Annotated in this window: 12 protein-coding genes; 10 read left to right on the top strand and 2 right to left on the bottom strand. The window is 68.3% G+C overall.

Annotated elements, in window-relative coordinates:
- Positions 1-93: 93 nt before the first annotated feature.
- Positions 94-2,829 carry a transglycosylase domain-containing protein gene (locus tag OG574_RS24445; protein WP_326774956.1) on the bottom strand — a complete coding sequence of 912 codons (2,736 nt, stop codon included), beginning with the start codon at positions 2,827-2,829 and terminating at the stop codon, positions 94-96.
- A gap of 385 nt (positions 2,830-3,214) precedes the next feature.
- Between OG574_RS24445 and OG574_RS24440 the strand changes: the two genes are divergently transcribed.
- The 4 genes from OG574_RS24440 to OG574_RS24425 all read left to right on the top strand — a co-directional run bounded on the left by OG574_RS24440 (position 3,215) and on the right by OG574_RS24425 (position 6,997).
- A complete protein-coding gene (locus OG574_RS24440) occupies positions 3,215-3,895 on the top strand; it encodes a PadR family transcriptional regulator (RefSeq protein ID WP_326774955.1) in 681 nt (226 codons plus the stop codon).
- Between the two features lie 43 nt (positions 3,896-3,938).
- Positions 3,939-5,021 carry an inositol-3-phosphate synthase gene (locus tag OG574_RS24435; protein WP_326774954.1) on the top strand — a complete coding sequence of 361 codons (1,083 nt, stop codon included), beginning with the start codon at positions 3,939-3,941 and terminating at the stop codon, positions 5,019-5,021.
- Between the two features lie 116 nt (positions 5,022-5,137).
- Positions 5,138-6,394 (top strand): MFS transporter, encoded by a 1,257-nt coding sequence (locus OG574_RS24430; protein ID WP_326774953.1) that lies wholly within the window; start codon positions 5,138-5,140, stop codon positions 6,392-6,394.
- Between the two features lie 114 nt (positions 6,395-6,508).
- Positions 6,509-6,997, top strand: a complete 489-nt coding sequence (locus tag OG574_RS24425; protein WP_326774952.1) for an LppU/SCO3897 family protein — start codon at positions 6,509-6,511, stop codon at positions 6,995-6,997.
- A gap of 104 nt (positions 6,998-7,101) precedes the next feature.
- Here OG574_RS24425 and OG574_RS24420 read toward each other — a convergent pair whose 3' ends face one another.
- The gene (locus tag OG574_RS24420) at positions 7,102-8,553 is read right to left on the bottom strand and encodes a CCA tRNA nucleotidyltransferase (protein ID WP_326774951.1); all 1,452 of its coding nucleotides are present in this window, start codon (positions 8,551-8,553) and stop codon (positions 7,102-7,104) included.
- A 193-nt stretch (positions 8,554-8,746) separates the two neighbouring features.
- On the opposite strand from OG574_RS24420, the gene OG574_RS24415 reads away from it, so the two are divergent.
- The 6 genes from OG574_RS24415 (at position 8,747) to trxB (ending at position 18,016) form a co-directional block, all read left to right on the top strand.
- The gene (locus OG574_RS24415; protein ID WP_326774950.1) at positions 8,747-11,083 is read left to right on the top strand and encodes a DUF6049 family protein; all 2,337 of its coding nucleotides are present in this window, start codon (positions 8,747-8,749) and stop codon (positions 11,081-11,083) included.
- Between the two features lie 45 nt (positions 11,084-11,128).
- Positions 11,129-13,366, top strand: a complete 2,238-nt coding sequence (gene murJ, locus OG574_RS24410; protein ID WP_326774949.1) for a murein biosynthesis integral membrane protein MurJ — start codon at positions 11,129-11,131, stop codon at positions 13,364-13,366.
- Positions 13,367-13,485: 119 nt separating this feature from the next.
- A complete protein-coding gene (locus OG574_RS24405; protein ID WP_326774948.1) occupies positions 13,486-15,204 on the top strand; it encodes a protein kinase family protein in 1,719 nt (572 codons plus the stop codon).
- 28 nt (positions 15,205-15,232) lie between these two features.
- Positions 15,233-15,958, top strand: a complete 726-nt coding sequence (sigM, locus tag OG574_RS24400) for an RNA polymerase sigma factor SigM (RefSeq protein WP_326774947.1) — start codon at positions 15,233-15,235, stop codon at positions 15,956-15,958.
- A complete protein-coding gene (locus OG574_RS24395; RefSeq protein WP_326774946.1) occupies positions 15,955-16,911 on the top strand; it encodes an anti-sigma factor family protein in 957 nt (318 codons plus the stop codon). The genes sigM and OG574_RS24395 overlap by 4 nt, the downstream gene beginning before the upstream one ends.
- 142 nt (positions 16,912-17,053) lie before the next feature.
- Positions 17,054-18,016: a thioredoxin-disulfide reductase gene (gene trxB / locus OG574_RS24390; RefSeq protein WP_326774945.1), complete on the top strand. Its 963-nt coding sequence runs from the start codon at positions 17,054-17,056 to the stop codon at positions 18,014-18,016.
- Positions 18,017-18,053: the final 37 nt, after the last annotated feature.

Genomic DNA, 18,053 nt, shown 5'->3' with positions numbered 1-18,053 from the left:
GTGCGGCGGCCCTCACTTGGCTTGGGTCACGCGCTGTTTCACGTGGAACACGCAGCGTTTCACGTGAAACAGGCGGCGTGAGCTCAGCTCCGACTAGCCCGCTGGGCCTCCGAAGATCCCTCCGTTGCCGTTTCCGTTGCTGCCGCCGTTGCCGCCCCCTGGGTCCGACGGCGAGCTGGTCACGCCACCGTCTGTGCCGCCCGTGGGTGTCCCACCGGTGCCACCGTTCGACGTTCCGCCGTTGTCGTTGCAGTTCCACGACCAGCTGCTGCAGGACTCGCTGGTCGACGGCGACGGGCCGGGGGAGGACTGGCTGGGCGACGGTTCCACCGTTGCCGAATCCGAGGGGGAAGGAGTCGCCGAGGGAGTGATGCTCGGGCTCGGAGTGGCTCCGACGATCTCACCAATGGGCTCGGGAGTGGGGAACACCTTGACCGGCGCTCCCTTGAGGGCCTCCATCATGTAGTCGTGCCAGATCTCGGACGGGAACGAGGCACCGTGGATCTTCTCCTGGCCGCCCGTGCCGTACATCTCCAAGAACTGGCGCTTCTTGCTGTTCTCGTTGTCGTCCATCCGGTACATCGTGATGGCCGTCGACAGCTGCGGGGTGTACCCCACGAACCAGGCGGACTTGTTGCCGTCGGTCGTACCGGTCTTGCCCGCGACCGGGCGGTCGGGCAGCTTCGCGTTGGTACCCGTTCCCTTGTCGACGACGGTCCTCAGGACGTCGGTGACGTTGTCGGCGACCGCCGGCTGGAAGGCCCTGACCGGCTCCTTCTCGTGCTGGTAGACCGTCTCACCTGCGTGGTCGACCGACGTCACCGAGAACGGATCGTTCCGCTGCCCGCTGGCCGCGAAGGTGCCGTAGGCGCCGGCCATGCGGATCGCGCTCGGGTCGGAGGTACCGAGGGAGAAGGACGGGTAGTTGGCGCTGGCGAAGCTGTTGTCCTTGATGCCTGCGTCCTTCGCGGCCTGCTTCACCTTGTCCAGGCCGACATCCATGCCCAACTGGACATAGGCGGAGTTGACGGACTCCCGCATCGCCTCACGAAGGTCGATCTGGAAGGTCGGCCGGTTGTAGGACTCCCCGCCGTCGTTCTTCTGGAGCCACTCCTTGCCGTCCTTGTCCGTCCAGACCTCGCCGTTGTACTTCTTGATCTTCAGCTTGTTCTGGCCGCTGTAGAGACTCTTCGGGGAGACCGGGGTGCGCTGTTCGTCACCCTGGTCCTCAATGCCCTTGGGGTCGCGCACGCCGTCCCTCATTGCGGCGGCCAGCACGAACGGCTTGAAGGTCGAGCCGACCTGCGCACCGGTCTGGTCAGCGTTGTTCGTGTAGTGCTTTGTCGCGTCCTCACCGCCGTAGATGGCCTCGATCGCGCCGCTCGCGGGGTTCACCGAGGCGCCGCCGAACTGGACGTACTTGTCCGTCTTCGGGCGGAGCTTCTCTTTGATGTTCTCCTTGCGGACCTTCTTCACGGCCGCTTCGAGCTTGTCCACCTTCTTCTTGTCGAAGGTGGTGTGGATCTCGTAGCCGCCCTTCTGCAGGTCGAGGGCGGTGATCCTGCCATTGCTGTTGTTGATGACGTAGGCCTTGGCGAGGTCCACGAGGTAGCCGACCTGGCCGCCCAGCTTGCCGTTGGCCCGCGGGCTCTGCAGCGTGGGGAAGCCTTCTGCCTTGAATTTCTCCCGGTCCGCGGCGTTCAGACGCTTGTCCTTGACCTCTTCGTCGAGGATCCAGCTCCAGCGCTTCTCCGCGCGCGCCCTGTTCTTTGCGGGCGTCGCCTCGACCGGATCGATCGCGACTGCACCAGCCGGGTCGTAGTACGTGGCGCCCTTGAGCACCGAGGCCAGGAATGCGCACTGGCTCGCGTTCAGCTCCGAGGCGTCCTTGTTGAAGTACGTGCGGGCAGCCGCCTGAATCCCGTAGGCACCGCGCCCGTAGTACGCGGTGTTCAGGTAGCCGGCCATCACCTTCTCCTTGGGCTCCGTACGGCCCACCTTTATGGAGACGAACAGTTCCTTGACCTTGCGCGAGATCGTCTGCGACTGATCGTCGAGCATCGCGTTCTTCACATACTGCTGCGTGATGGTCGAGCCACCCTGCGTCTGGCCGCCCTTGGCCATGTTCACAAACGCGCGAGCGATGCCCATGGGGTCGACGCCCTTGTCCGTCTCGAACGTCTTGTTCTCGGCGGACATGACGGCGTACCGCATGGCCTCGGGGATCTCTTCGTACTTGATGATCTGCCGGTTCGTCTCGCCACCGGTCGCGACCATCGGCTTGCCATTGGCCCAGTAGTAGACGTTGTTCTGGGCCTTGGCCGTGTCCGCCGTTTTCGGGACGTCCACCACGGCGTACCCGATGCCCGCCGCGATCATGAGGCTGCCGCAGAGACCGACGAACAGACCCGTCACCAGGCGCCAGGACGGCAGCCAGCGGTGCACTCCGTACTTGTCGGAGCGCGGGTAGTCGATGAACCTCTTCTTCTGCGGCGGCCGGGAGGGTCCGCGGCCCCTGCCGCGCCCGGGCCCGCCCGCCCCCTCGGGGCCGCCTCCGCGGCCACCGCCGCCGGAGGGAGCCTTCCTGCGGCTCCCTCCGGCGCTGCGCTGTGCGGCTCGGCGCGCTTCCGCGCGGCCTCCGTACGGGCGATCGTCGCCCATGGAGCCGGACGATCCTGTGGACCCCGGTGCTCCATATGCGTCAGAAGGTGATCCGGTGGCGTCACGCGGTGCCGCGCGACGGCCCGGCGATGCGCCGGACGTGCCGCGACGGGCCGCGGCACGTCCGCCGCCCTGTGGCTGCGGCGGTTTGCGACGGTGCTCGCTCATCGAACGACTACTCCTCGGGCAGGCGCTGTGACACGCGCCTGGAAACGGCGGCTGGTTTCCGGTCCCCCCGAAATACGGATGCGCCCCTTCTGGCACTCACCCGCAATGCACCGGGGACAACGACGCCCACAGGCGTCACTTGGTTCCCGGCGGTCTGCATGGCGGACAGACTACGCACCGTCAAAACCCACCTAGGGCCGAAGTTCACCCCAAATCAGGCAACTCGCTTGGTATGAATCGGTGATGTGACGCCGTTCACCGTGATCCCTCTTGTCCCATCCGTGGGGCCGTTCTATCGTCGTGATGTATCGAGTCGATACATCAGCTCGGCATAAAGAGTCCGTAAGAGGTCGTGACACCGATCGCGGCAGAGGAGGAGGCGACGATGAGCCGACGTTCCGGCATCCTCGAGTTCGCCGTCCTCGGGCTGCTCCGCGAGTCCCCGATGCACGGCTACGAGCTGCGGAAACGACTCAATACATCGCTGGGGGTCTTCCGCGCCTTCAGCTACGGGTCCCTCTACCCCTGTCTCAAGACGCTGGTCGCAAGCGGCTGGTTGATCGAGGAATCGGGGAGCACACCCGAGGACGCCCTCGCCGCACCACTCGCAGGGCGTCGCGCCAAGATCGTCTACCGGTTGACGGCGGAAGGTAAGGAGCACTTCGAGGACCTGCTCTCGCAGACCGGTCCCGACGCCTACGAGGACGAGCACTTCGCCGCCCGGTTCGCCTTCTTCGGGCAGACCTCGCGTGACGTGCGCATGCGCGTGCTCGAAGGCCGTCGCAGCCGTCTCGAGGAGCGCCTCGAAAAGATGCGCATCTCCTTCGCCCGCACCCGGGAACGCCTTGACGACTACACCCTTGAGCTCCAGCGGCACGGAATGGAATCCGTGGAGCGCGAAGTGCGCTGGCTGAACGAGCTCATCGAGAGCGAGCGGGCGGGGCGGGATCAGCGGCGATCCGACCCCTCCGACGCAGCTCAGCAGGACACATCTGGAGAGACGGGCGGCCTGCCCCGGCACCGGGACAGCACCCGGCCGGATCCGTCCGACGACACCGCCACGTGAGGCCCATTCGGGGTTTCACCGATACACACAGGGAGCAACCGGAATGGGTTCGGTTCGCGTAGCCATCGTCGGCGTGGGCAACTGCGCCGCCTCGCTGGTCCAGGGCGTCGAGTACTACAAGGACGCCGACCCGGACGCCAAGGTCCCGGGCCTGATGCACGTCCAGTTCGGCGACTACCACGTCGGTGACGTCGAGTTCGTCGCCGCCTTCGACGTCGACGCGAAGAAGGTCGGCCTCGACCTCTCCGACGCCATCGGTGCCAGCGAGAACAACACCATCAAGATCTGCGACGTGCCGAACACGGGCGTGACCGTCCAGCGCGGCCACACCCACGACGGCCTGGGCAAGTACTACCGCCAGACCATCGAGGAGTCCGCCGAGGCCCCGGTCGACATCGTCCAGGTCCTCAAGGACAAGCAGGTCGACGTTCTGATCTGCTACCTGCCCGTCGGTTCCGAGGACGCCGCGAAGTTCTACGCGCAGTGCGCCATCGACGCCAAGGTCGCCTTCGTCAACGCCCTTCCGGTCTTCATCGCCGGCACCAAGGAGTGGGCGGACAAGTTCACCGAGGCGGGCGTGCCGATCGTCGGTGACGACATCAAGTCCCAGGTCGGCGCCACCATCACGCACCGCGTCATGGCGAAGCTGTTCGAGGACCGCGGTGTCCGTCTCGAGCGCACCATGCAGCTGAACGTCGGCGGCAACATGGACTTCAAGAACATGCTCGAGCGCGAGCGCCTGGAGTCCAAGAAGATCTCGAAGACGCAGGCCGTCACCTCGCAGATCCCCGACCGCGAACTGGGTGAGAAGAACGTCCACATCGGCCCGTCGGACTACGTCCAGTGGCTCGACGACCGCAAGTGGGCCTACGTCCGCCTCGAGGGCCGCGCCTTCGGTGACGTTCCGCTGAACCTGGAGTACAAGCTCGAGGTCTGGGACTCCCCGAACTCCGCGGGTGTCATCATCGACGCCCTGCGCGCTGCGAAGATCGCCAAGGACCGCGGCATCGGTGGCCCGATCCTCTCCGCGTCGTCGTACTTCATGAAGTCCCCGCCGGTTCAGTACTTCGACGACGAGGCCTACGCGAACGTCGAGAAGTTCATCAAGGGCGAGGTCGAGCGCTAACCACACACAGTGCGGCGCGCACCAGTGGTAACGCGCCTCTCCTTGTGGGCTGTTGAGGTCCCCGGATGCACCTGGCGTGCACCCGGGGACCTTTCCCGTGTGTGAGGCTGTGCCCCATGGCTGTCGTCCGTGACCTGCGGGTACTCCTGCGCCTGAGGGACTTCCGGCGCCTGTTGGCGCTGCGGCTGCTCTCGCAGGGCGCGGACGGCGTCTACCAGGTCGCACTGGCCACCTATGTTGTGTTCTCGCCGGAGAAACAGACCTCGGCCGGCGCCATCGCCTCGGCCATGGCCGTGCTGCTTCTCCCGTACTCGGTCGTCGGCCCGTTCGCGGGCGTCCTCCTAGACCGCTGGCGCCGCCGCCAGGTCTTCCTCTACGGCAACCTCCTGCGGACCGTCCTGGCGTCCGTGACGGCCGTCATGATGCTCATCGATGCGCCGGACTGGCTCTTCTACGCCTCCGCCCTGTGCGTCACCGCCGTCAACCGGTTCATCCTCTCCGGGCTCTCCGCCGCCATGCCTCGCCTGGTCGACGCCGAGCGCCTGGTGATGGCGAACTCCGTCTCGCCGACCGCGGGCACCCTCGCCGCAACGCTGGGCGGCGGACTCGCGTTCGCCGTGCGGCTGCTCATCTCGGACTCCGACGCCCTCGTGGTGCTCGTCGGGGCGGCCCTCTACCTGTGCGCGGCGCTCGCCTCCCTGCCCATGTCCGCGGAACTGCTCGGTCCGGACCCGGAGTTGGTGCGGCCAGGCTTGCGGACAGCGCTCAGCGGTACGACACAGGGGCTGGTCTCGGGCGTGCGCCATCTGGCCGCCCGCCCCCCGGCCGCCCGCGCCCTGGCCGCCATAACGCTGATGCGGTTCTGCTACGGGGCGCTGACGGTCATGGTCCTCATGCTCTGCCGATACTCCTGGTCGTCCACGGAGTCCGACGGACTGGCCCTGCTGGGTGTCGCCGTGGCGATCTCGGGGGCGGGATTCTTCGCCGCCGCCGTGGTCACACCCTGGGCCGCGGGGCGGCTGGGCCCCGCCGGGTGGATCATCGTCTGCGCGGGGGCGGCAGCCGTCCTCGAACCCGCCCTCGGGCTCCCGTTCGCGCCGGCCCCCATGATGGCCGCCGCCTTCGTCCTGGGCCTGACGACCCAGGGCTCGAAGATCGCCACCGACACGGTCGTGCAGTCCTCGGTGAACGACGGCTTCCGTGGCCGGATCTTCTCCGTTTACGACGTGCTGTTCAACGTCGCGTTCGTCGGCGCGGCCGCAGTGGCCGCGCTGATGCTGCCTCCCGACGGACAGTCGGTCCCGCTGGTGCTCACCGTGGCCCTGATCTACGCGGCGATTGCTGGCGCTATGGCCCGATTCAACACCCAGTAAGTGTCACATCAATGACACAGAGCCCCTCCCGACTTCAGAGTTGTCAGTCGGTACGGATAACTTACGGGCGTCTTATCCGCGCCATCGCGCCTAAGTTCGAGGGGGACCCCCAAAGTGACCACTCCGCCGCCGCAGGGCCAGAATCCGTTCGCCCAGGGCCAGCAGCCCTCTGGCCCGCCGCAGGGCGGTCCGTACGCTCCGGTCGCCGGCCAGCCCGGGGTTCCCCAGCAGCCGTACCCGCCGAACGCCCCGGGCACGCCCATCCCGCCCGGTCGGCCGGCTGGTGGCGGCAAGAAGAAGGCCCTGCGCATCGTCGCGCTGATCGTGGTTGCCATCGCGCTCTACGGCGTGAAGTGGTACCTCGGCCAGAGCGACGCCGAAACGACCGCGGTCGGCAGCTGCCTGCACAACAACGGCACGACGTCCGCTCCGGACCTGAAGGACGTCGACTGTTCCTCGAGCGACTCCGAGTACAAGGTCATCGAGAAGTTCGACGGCACGAGCGATGTCGACAAGTGCAACTCGGTCCAGGGCACCGAGGTCTCCTACTACCAGAGCGGTGGCAGCCACGACGTGGTGCTCTGCCTGAAGGAAACCAAGTAAGACCTCGCATCACCATGCCGAAGGGCGCTGTTTCACGTGAAACAGCGCCCTTCGGCATCTCCGTCCCGGGTCCATGTTTCACGTGAAACATGGACCCGGTTCACTCACTCGGCGTTCTGCTGTGCCGCCCACCACTCCTTGAGCGCCGCCACCGCCGCGTCATGCTCCATCGGCCCGTTCTCGAGCCGCAGTTCCAGCAGGAACTTGTACGCCTGCCCGATCGCCGGCCCCGGCTTGATGCCCAGGATCTCCTGGATCTGATTGCCGTCGAGGTCGGGGCGGATCGAGTCCAGCTCCTCCTGCTCCTTGAGCCGCGCGATGCGCTCTTCCAGGCCGTCGTACGCACGCCCCAGCGCGTTCGCCTTCCGCTTGTTGCGCGTCGTGCAGTCGGAGCGGGTCAGTTTGTGCAGGCGGTCCAGCAGTGGACCCGCGTCACGGACGTAGCGGCGGACGGCGGAGTCGGTCCACTCGCCGGTGCCGTATCCGTGGAAGCGCAGGTGCAGCTCGACCAGTCGCGAGACGTCCTTCACGAGCTCGTTGGAGTACTTCAGCGCCGTCATGCGCTTCTTCGTCATCTTGGCGCCCACCACCTCGTGGTGGTGGAAGGAGACCCGGCCGTCGCTCTCGAAGCGCCGCGTCTTCGGCTTGCCGATGTCGTGCAGCAGCGCCGCGAGACGGAGCACGAGATCCGGGCCGTCCGACTCCAGCGCCATCGCCTGCTCGAGGACGATCAGCGTGTGGTCGTAGACGTCCTTGTGCCGGTGGTGCTCGTCCCGCTCAAGGCGCAGCTCGGGCAGCTCGGGCAGGACATGGGCAGCGAGGCCCGTGTCCACGAGGAGGGTGAGGCCCTCGCGCGGGTGTGCGGAGAGGATCAGCTTGTTCAGCTCGTCCCGCACCCGCTCCGCGGAGACGATCTCGATGCGGTCGGCCATGTCCTTCATCGCCTTGACGACCTCGGGGGCCACCTCGAAGTCCAGCTGCGCGGCGAACCGCGCGGCCCGCATCATCCGCAGCGGGTCGTCGGAGAAGGACTCCTCGGGGGTTCCGGGCGTACGCAGCACGCGCTCGGCAAGGTCGTCGAGACCGCCGTGCGGGTCGATGAACTCCTTCTCCGGCAGGGCCACGGCCATCGCGTTCACGGTGAAGTCGCGACGCACGAGATCTTCCTCGATGGAGTCGCCGTACGAGACCTCGGGCTTGCGGGAGGTCCTGTCGTACGCCTCGGAGCGGTACGTGGTGACCTCGATCTGGTAGCCGTCCTTCTGGCAGCCGACCGTCCCGAAGGCGATCCCGACCTCCCACACGGCATCCGCCCAAGGCCTGACGATCTTGAGCACATCTTCGGGACGCGCGTCCGTGGTGAAGTCCAGATCGTTGCCGAGCCTGCCGAGGAGCGCATCCCTGACCGAGCCGCCTACCAGGGCGAGGGAGAACCCCGCCTCCCGGAATCGACGGGCGAGGTCGTCGGCGACAGGGGCCACCCGCAGCAGCTCGCTCACCGCGCGGCGCTGCACCTGGCTCAGGGCACTGGGATTGTCTTCATTGGCGTTCGGCACAACAGAAAAGGGTACGTGGCCCGAGCCCAGGGTTCCGCCCCGTTTTTCCTGGGTGTGCGCGAGCCGTGCCGGATGCCCCCTACCCTGTCTTCCGATCATGTGGAGCAGTCCGCGGCACTTCGCCACAGCGCACCTCGTTACCATGCGTGGACTATCCGACGACCACTGACGACGACGAGGGACGGGCGAGCGCGTGGCCGAGGCGGCAGATTTCCAAGGGATGACTCCCTCACCTGCCCGTCGAAGGTGGCGGCGCACGGGGGCGTTGCTCGCCGGAGCGCCTCTGCTGGCCGCCCTGACCCTGTTCGGCGGCTCCCCCGGATATGCCTCCCCGCAGGCACCTGCGGCCGACGCGATCGGCACGAGCACCGTCGATGTCGCCGTGAACTCGCTCACTCCGAGCGCACCGGTGGACGGCGACACGGTCACCGTCACCGGCACACTCACGAACGACGGCAAGCAGACCGTCTCGAACGCCCACGTGGCGCTCCGCCTCGGTTCCGCGCTCGGCGGGCGGGCCTCGATCGACAACACCTCCCGGCACGCGGCAGGAGGAGTGCCGGACGGCACGGAGATCGGCGGCAAGTACGCCAAGAAGATCTCCAAGCTGGCCCCTGGCACGACGCAGGGCTTCAGCCTCTCCGTCCCCGTCAAGGAGATGGATCTCGGCGCCGACGGCGTCTACCCGCTCGGTGTCGCGCTGACCGGCCAGACGGCGACGCAGCCGTACCAGCAGACGCTGGGCATCCAGCGGACCTTCCTCCCCTGGCAGCCCGAGGCCGCGGACACGAAGACGAAGACGACGTTCCTGTGGCCGCTCATCTCGCAGACCCACCTCACGGCGGAGACGGGATCGGACGAGCAGCAGACGCGCATCTTCCACGACGACAGCCTCGCCAAGGAGATCGCTCCGGGCGGGCGCCTCCAGCAGATGCTGTCCCTGGGTACCGCCCTCGACGTGACCTGGGTGGTCGACCCCGATCTCCTGGCCTCGGTCGACGCCATGACGCGGCCGTACAAGATCAGGGAGCCGGACGGCACCGAGATCAACGGCAGGAACCAGGCGGTCGCCAAGCAGTGGCTGAACGATCTGAAGAACGCCGTCGCCGACCAGAAGGTCGTCGCCCTCCCCTTCGCCGATCCGGATCTCGCGTCGCTGGCCCACAACGGCACGAAGGTGACCGGTTCCCTCGGGCACCTCAAGGACGCCACCGACGCGGCCACCACGACCGTGGAGACAGTGCTCCACGTCAAGCCGGACACCAGTTACGCCTGGCCCGCGGACGGCGCGATCGACCCCAGCATCGTCAATGTCGCCAAGTCCGCCGGGGCCGACAAGGTGATCGCCCGCAGTGACAGCCTTCAGGAGCCCAGCGGCCTGCCGTACACGCCGTCGGCGGCCCGCCCCATCGGCAGCGGCACGACGGCCGTGGTGACGGACGCACGGCTGTCGGAGGCCTTCCAGGGCGATATGACGAAGGCCGAGAACTCGACGCTCGCCGTGCAGCAGTTCCTCGCGCAGAGTCTGACGATCAACCTTCAGGAGCCGGACAACGAGCGCAGCATCGTGGTCGCGCCGCAGCGCATGCCGTCCGCCAGCCAGGCGCAGTCCATGGCGCAGGCGATCAAGGCCGAGCAGGGCAGCAGCTGGTCGGAGTCCGAGGACCTGGCCGCCGCCACGAAGGCGAAGCCCGACCCCGAAGCGACGACCCGGGTCCCCTCCTCCCGGTCCTACCCCTCGTACCTGCGCAAGCAGGAACTGCCCCAGTCGGCCTTCCAGGCGATCCAGGACACCCAGACCAAGCTCACCAATTTCCAGGTGATCCTCTCCGACCCGTCGCGTGTGGTGACGCCGTTCGGACGGGCCATGGACCGCCAGATGTCCACGTCCTGGCGGGGTCGCCCCGCCGAGGCGCAGGCGTACCGCGACGGCGTCGCCGATTACCTCTCGGCGCTCACCAAGCAGGTCAGGCTCATCGACAAGTCCGAGGCGAAGCTCTCCGGGCGCAGCGCGACGATCCCGGTGACGGTCCAGAACAACCTGGTGCAGGGCGTCGAGCACCTCGTCCTGCGCCTCACGTCGACGAACGGCACCCGCCTCAAGATCGGCGACGGACCGTACGACGAGCGGCAGGTGAAGGTCGCCGGTGGGCATAGCCAGTCGGTGAAGTTCACGACCACCTCCAACGCCAACGGCAGGGTGCCGGTCTTCGCCCAGCTGTACACGGAGAACGGCCAGCCCTACGGCCCCGAGGTCCGGTTCGACGTGAACGTCACGGAGATCACGCCTACCGTGATGCTCGTCATGGCCGGCGGCGTCCTGCTCCTCGTCCTCGCCGGGTTCCGCATGTACACACAGCGCAAGCGCGCCGCCGCGCAACGCGCCGAGGAAGGGCCTGACGACGGTACGAACGGGGAGTCGGGCTCCGAGCCCGGGGAAGGCGACCCCGAGCAGCCGAGTGACCCGACACCGGACACCGCTCCGGAAAGCACGGACCCGTCCGGCACGGGTGAGAGAGTGGACCGTTGAGCGATGTCGTGGCCGTGGGCCCGGGGACTATGAGGTGGGGTAACCATGAACGCGCCGTACGACGGTGACCGTGGCCAGGACCCGGGCGGCTCAGCCTCGGCCGGGGGCCCGCCCCCCGGTCATCAGGGAGCGCCCGGCCAGGTCCCGCCGTCCCACCCCGCCCCGGACGCGTATCCGCAGGACGCGTACTTCCAGGACGCCTACGACCAGGATCCGTACCGGGCCCAGGACCTCACCGCCCAGGATCCGGTGACGGAGGCGCTCTACGACCGTGCCGCGCACCCTCCGCCGCCTCCTGGCACCTACGAGGCACCTCAGCCGCTCTACGACCCGCCGCCCGCGGCCCAGTACCCCCCGGACCCGCGCGTGTGGGCCCAGACGCCGGCTCCTGAGCCGGAGGGCCCGACGCGGCACCTTCCGTACGGTGACGACGCCAGGACCACACAGTTCGTGGGGGTCGACGATCTGATGACGCAGGCCGGCGAGGAGCAGCACGAGCCCGACGCCTTCGCTCATCTCTTCCGCGACCAGCAGAGCAACGGCGGCGGCCGTCCGCCGGCCGACGCCCCCGGTGTTCCGGCGCCCACCGCCGGACCGGCGCAGCCTCCCGTCCAGGACGGCCCGCCCGCACCTGCCCCCGCCCCGTCGAAGGGGGGCCGCGCGTCGAGCCTCCTGAAGTCGAGTGCCGTCATGGCGGCGGGCACCCTGGTCTCACGCCTCACCGGTTTCGTACGCACCGTGGTCATCACCGCGGCCCTCGGCTCCGCGACGCTCGGTGACGCGTGGACGGTCGCGTACACCCTGCCGACGATGATCTACATCCTGACTGTCGGCGGCGGCCTCAACTCGGTATTCGTTCCGCAGCTCGTGCGGTCCATGAAGGAAGACGAGGACGGCGGCGAGGCCTACGCCAACCGGCTGCTCACGCTCGTCATGGTCGCGCTCGGCGTGATCGTCGCCGCGGCGGTCTTCGCGTCGCCGCTCCTGATCCGGCTGATGTCGACCTCCATCGCCAATAGTCCGGACGCGAACAACGTCGCTGTCACCTTCGCCCGCTACTGCCTGCCCACGATCTTCTTCATGGGCGTGCACGTGGTCATGGGCCAGATCCTGAACGCCCGCGGGAAGTTCGGCGCGATGATGTGGACCCCGGTCCTGAACAACATCGTCATGATCTTCACGTTCGGCATGTTCATCTACGTCTACGGCACGGCCGCGGACTCGCAGCTGCACGTCGACACGATCCCCGCGGACGGTGTCCGGCTGCTCGGCATCGGCACCCTGCTCGGTCTGACGGTGCAGGCGCTGGCGATGATCCCGTACCTGCGCGAAACCGGCTTCCGGTTCCGGCTGCGGTTCGACTGGAAGGGCCACGGCCTCGGCAAGGCGGTCAAGCTCGCCAAGTGGACCGTGCTGTTCGTCCTCGCCAACCAGGCGGGCGTCCTCGTCGTCACCCAGCTCGCGACCGCCGCCGGCAAGGCGTCCGGTGAAGCCGGCGCGGGCATCATGGGCTACTCCAACGCCCAGCTGATCTGGGGCATGCCGCAGGCCATCATCACCGTCTCCGTCATGGCGGCGATGCTGCCGCGGATCTCCCGCGCGGCCCACGACGGCGACCCCGGAGCGGTCCGCGACGACATCTCGCAGGGGCTGCGCACCTCCGCGGTCGCGATCGTCCCGGTCGCCTTCATGTTCGTCGCCCTCGGCGTCCCGATGTGCACCCTGCTCTTCGGCTCGAGCGGCGCCGATGGCGCCCGGTCCATGGGCTACATCCTGATGGCGTTCGGCCTCGGCCTGATCCCGTACTCCGTGCAGTACGTCGTGCTGCGCGGCTTCTACGCGTACGAGGACACCCGGACGCCCTTCTACAACACGGTCATCGTGGCCGCCGTCAACGCGGCCGCGTCGGGGATCGCCTACCTCCTGCTGCCCGCCCAGTGGGCCGTGGTCGGCATGGCCGCCTCGTACGGGCTCGCGTATGCGATCGGTGTGGGCGTCGCCTGGCAACGCCTGCGCAAGCGTCTCGGCGGCGACCTGGACGGCTCTCAGGTCATCCGTACGTACGCCCGCCTCGGCATGGCCGCGATCCCGGGGGCGATCGCCGGTGGCGCGGTCGGTTTCCTGATCACCGGGGCACTCGGCAGCGGCACGGGGGGTTCGCTCGCGGCACTGGTCGTGGGCGGGGCCGTACTGCTGGGCGTCTTCTATGTCGCCGCCCGGCGCATGCGGATCGAAGAGCTCAACTCGATGGTCGGAATGGTCCGCGGGCGCCTCGGCCGCTAGCGGACCGGCGGGCCGCACAACCATCGCGGGCTGCCGCGTGTCGTGCTTATCGCCGGACTGTGGGCACAATTGGCTTTGGCGTCGCAGAGCGCGCAACGGATGGGGAGGCAGGAACGACGGTGGCGGAACGGAGTACGGCTGCCGTCGACGTGGCAGACAACAGTGGTGACGAGCCACTGACCGCGAAAGCGGAGCAGACCACGGCCGACGGGGTGGCCCAGACCCGGGAGCGGGACACGGCAGCGAACGAGGACGCGGAGGACACCGACGGGTCGACGAGCCCCGGCTCGTCCACTCCCCCCGAGCTGCACAGCGGTCACAAACTCGCCAGACGCTATCGCCTGGAGGAGTGCGTCACCCGGCTGGACGGATTCAGCAGCTGGCGCGCGGTGGATGAGAAGCTCCGCCGGGCCGTCGGGGTGCACCTGCTCCCCGCGGACCACCCGCGGGCACGGTCCGTCCTCGCGGCGGCCCGCTCATCGGCGCTTCTCGGCGACCCTCGATTCGTCCAGGTCCTGGACGCGGTTGAGGAGAACGACCTTGTTTACGTGGTGCACGAGTGGCTGCCCGATGCCACGGAACTGACCGCGCTGCTCGCCTCGGGCCCCCTCGAGGTGCACGAGGCGTACCAACTCGTGAACCAGGTCTCCCATGCGATGGCCGCCGCGCACCGCGAGGGCCTCGCGCATCTGCGGCTCACCCCGAGCGCGGTGCTGCGCACCTCGACCGGCCAGTGGCGCATCCGCGGCCTCGCCGTCAACGCCGCCCTGCGCGGCATCATCTCGGAAACACCGCAGCGCACGGACACCGAGGCGATCGGTGCCCTCCTGTACGCCGCCCTGACGCAACGCTGGCCCTACGAGGACGACGCGTACGGCCTGTCCGGGCTGCCCAAGGACATCGGCCTCATCGCGCCCGACCAGGTGCGGGCCGGAGTGCACCGCGGGCTGTCCGAGCTGGCCATGCGTGCGCTCGTCAACGAGGGTGCAACGGCGTCGCGGCAGGATCCGCCGTGCACCACGACCGAGGACCTGGTGAAGGCCGTCGGCGAGATGCCCCGCATCCGGCCCCCGGAGCCCGTTTTCACGGCCCCCGCGGAGTACCAGCGGACGACCTACCAGCAGGGCACCTACGGCCGTCCGGCCCCGCGTCCCGGCGTGGCACAGCCCATGCCGGCCGCGCCTCCGCCGCCGCTGCAGAGCCGGACGGGCAAGGCGCTCAAGTGGGCCGTGTCGGCATTGCTCATCGTGGCCCTCGGCCTCGGCAGCTGGCAGCTCGCGGAAGCCCTGATGGACCGCCGCACGTCGGGCGACTCCAACACGTCGCACAACACCGACGGCAACAACAAGGGCGGCGATCACAAGCCCACGAAGCCGATGGCCATCGAGGACGCCAGGGAGTACGTCGTCAAGGGCGAGGCACAGGCCCCGGGTGAGGTGGCGAAGACCTACGACGGCGACAGCAAGACCTTCTGGCGTACCAAGACCTACAACGACGGCCCGAAGCTGGCGCCCTACAAGCCCGGCGTCGGCATCGTCTACGACCTCGGCTCGGCCAAGGACGTCTCGGCCGCGTCGATAGCTCTTCAGTACGGCGGCGACCACACGACGGTCTCCCTGTACGCGACCGATTCGCTGTCGCCCACGACATCGATCGACTCCATGAAGAGCATCGGTACGGACACCACTACGGGCACCACCGCCAAGATCGAGGCCGACAAGCCGGTGAAGACGCGGTACGTGCTCCTGTGGATGACTGCCCTGCCGCAGTCCGGATCCGACGGTTACTACGGCGCGGGTTACAAGCAGGCTCTCACCGACGTGAAGTTCACCGGCTGAGGGCTCACCTGGGGGAGGGGGTTCGAAAGTGGACGACGCCACCTACGGCGAAGCAAGCGATCAGGACCTCCTCACCCGCCATGTCGCGGGTGACAAGGACGCCTTCGGCGAGCTCGTGCGCCGCCATCGTGACCGGCTCTGGGCCGTGGCCCTGCGCACCCTGGGAGACCGGGAGGAAGCCGCCGACGCCGTCCAGGACGCCCTGGTCTCCGCCTACCGGGCGGCGCACACCTTCCGCGGACAGTCCGCCGTCACGACCTGGCTGCACCGCATCACTGTGAACGCCTGCCTCGACCGGGCCCGCAAGGCCGCATCGCGGAAGACCTCTCCGGTCGAGGACGCGGAGCGCCTGGAGCAGCTCCTCGAACCTCACGAGTCCGCGGCCGCTCCCGCCGAACGCAACGACCTCCACCGCGAGCTCTTCGAAGCGCTGGGCACCCTTCCCGTCGACCAGCGGGCCGCGCTCGTCCTGGTCGACATGCAGGGCTACCCGGTGGCCGAGGCGGCCCGCGTTCTCGGCGTTCCCACCGGCACGATCAAGAGCCGCTGCGCGCGCGGCAGAGCCAGACTCCTGCCGTTGGTCACCCATCTGCGGACCGACAACGGCGAGAGCGAGAGTGGCAGGAACCCGCCCCCGGAAGCGCCCGGAAGGAACCGGACGCAGGGGACATCCGTCCCACCGGCAGCAGGGCCCCGGGACGGGGCAGGACCAAATGATTCAGCTGCCGTGAAGGGCGGAGGTGGGCGAGCGTGACATCCACGACCGACACGGCCGAGCACCCCGAGATCGCCGAGATCTCCGAACTCACCGAGGGCCTCCTCTCTCCTTCCCGCACACAGCAGGTACGGGAGCACCTGAAGAGCTGTGAGCTGTGTGCCGACGTCTACGCCTCCCTGGAGGAGATCCGTGGCACGCTCGGCACGCTTCCAGGCCCGCCGCACATGCCTGCCGACATCGCGGGCCGCATCGACGCCGCGCTCGCCGCGGAGGCACTACTCGACACGCAGGCACCGGCCTACACCGAGCACAAGGCCGAAGCGGAAGCCGAAGCACAGGCCGCGGCGCCTGTTTCACGTGAAACAACGCCTGAGACGACGCCGGCCGACTCGCCGACCGCCCCCGCGGACCGCCCTTCCGGTCATCCCCATGCCACGACAGGTCCAGGGCGGGGCAGCCGGACGCGCAACCGGCGCCGTCGGGGCGCCGCGCTCGGAGCCGTCTTCACGGCGGCCTCGATCGGCCTGGGAGTCCTACTCCTGCAGAACGGGGGCAGCACACCCACCGGTGCTCCCGAGACCGGCACGCCCCGTCAGGCGAGCTCCGCACTCTCCTTCTCCGAGAGCAAGCTCGAGAACCAGGTGCAGAGCCTTCTGACGGAGAAATCCTCCGCGCCGTCCGACTCGTCGACGTCCAAGCCGTCCCTCGACATCGAGCAGTCCGGACCGAAGACCCCCCGGACGAACTCCCCGATGCGAGGGAAGACCATCGTGGTGCCGGACTGCATACAGCGGGGCACCGGCCGTGAGACGCCCGCCCTCGCCATGGAGCGAGGAGACTACAAGGGCACCACCGCCTACCTCGTCGTGTTGCCTCACCAGTCGGATCCTGCCCAGGTTTCGGCCTACGTCATCGACGCGACATGTGTGAAGCAGCCGTCCTCGGCTCCCGGCAAACTGCTGCTGACCCACTCCTACGCGCGGCGCTGACTCCACACGGGGGCACACTTCGCGTGTGCTCCCGGACACGGCGGGAATGCGCGCCCCGTAGGATCCGTTGGGTGGGGTGAGAGTCCGGAGACGGGCTCCCCCGGCAGTACGCAGCAGTCCCGCAGAGACGAGGAATCAAGCCGTGAGCGACGTCCGTAACGTGATCATCATCGGCTCCGGGCCCGCCGGTTACACGGCGGCCCTGTACACCGCACGCGCGTCGCTGAAGCCGCTGGTGTTCGAGGGTGCTGTCACCGCCGGCGGTGCCCTGATGAACACCACCGAGGTGGAAAACTTCCCCGGCTTCCAGGACGGCATCATGGGCCCCGAGCTCATGGACAACATGCGCGCCCAGGCCGAGCGCTTCGGAGCCGAGCTGGTCCCGGACGACGTCATCTCCGTAGACCTGACGGGCGAGATCAAGACCGTCACCGACACGGCGGGCACCGTGCACCGCGCGAAGGCCGTCATCGTCACGACCGGCTCCCAGCACCGCAAGCTCGGCCTGCCGAACGAGGACGCTCTCTCCGGCCGCGGTGTCTCGTGGTGCGCGACGTGCGACGGCTTCTTCTTCAAGGACCAGGACATCGCCGTGATCGGCGGCGGTGACACCGCGATGGAGGAGGCCACCTTCCTCTCCCGCTTCGCCAAGTCCGTGACGATCGTCCACCGCCGCGACACCCTGCGTGCCTCCAAGGCCATGCAGGAGCGCGCCTTCGCCGACCCGAAGATCAAGTTCGCCTGGGACAGCGAGATCGCCGAGGTCCACGGCGACCAGAAGCTCTCGCACCTGACGCTGCGCAACGTCAAGACGGGTGAGACCTCCGAGCTCCCGGTCACCGGCCTGTTCATCGCGATCGGCCACGACCCGCGCACCGAGCTCTTCAAGGGCCAGCTCGAGCTGGACGACGAGGGCTACCTGAAGGTCGAGGCCCCCTCCACCCGGACGAACCTGACCGGTGTCTTCGGTGCCGGTGACGTCGTCGACCACACCTACCGACAGGCGATCACCGCGGCAGGCACCGGCTGCTCCGCCGCACTCGACGCCGAGCGCTTCCTCGCCGCTCTCACCGACAGCGAGTCCGCCGCGGCCGCCGCCGTCTGAACTCACACCCTCATCACCAAAGTAGCTAAGGAGCCTG

The organism is Streptomyces sp. NBC_01445, assembly GCF_035918235.1.
Taxonomy (GTDB): Bacteria; Actinomycetota; Actinomycetes; order Streptomycetales; family Streptomycetaceae; genus Streptomyces.
Note: the sequence above shows the minus strand (reverse complement) of the source record. Positions and strands in the feature narration are given on the sequence as shown.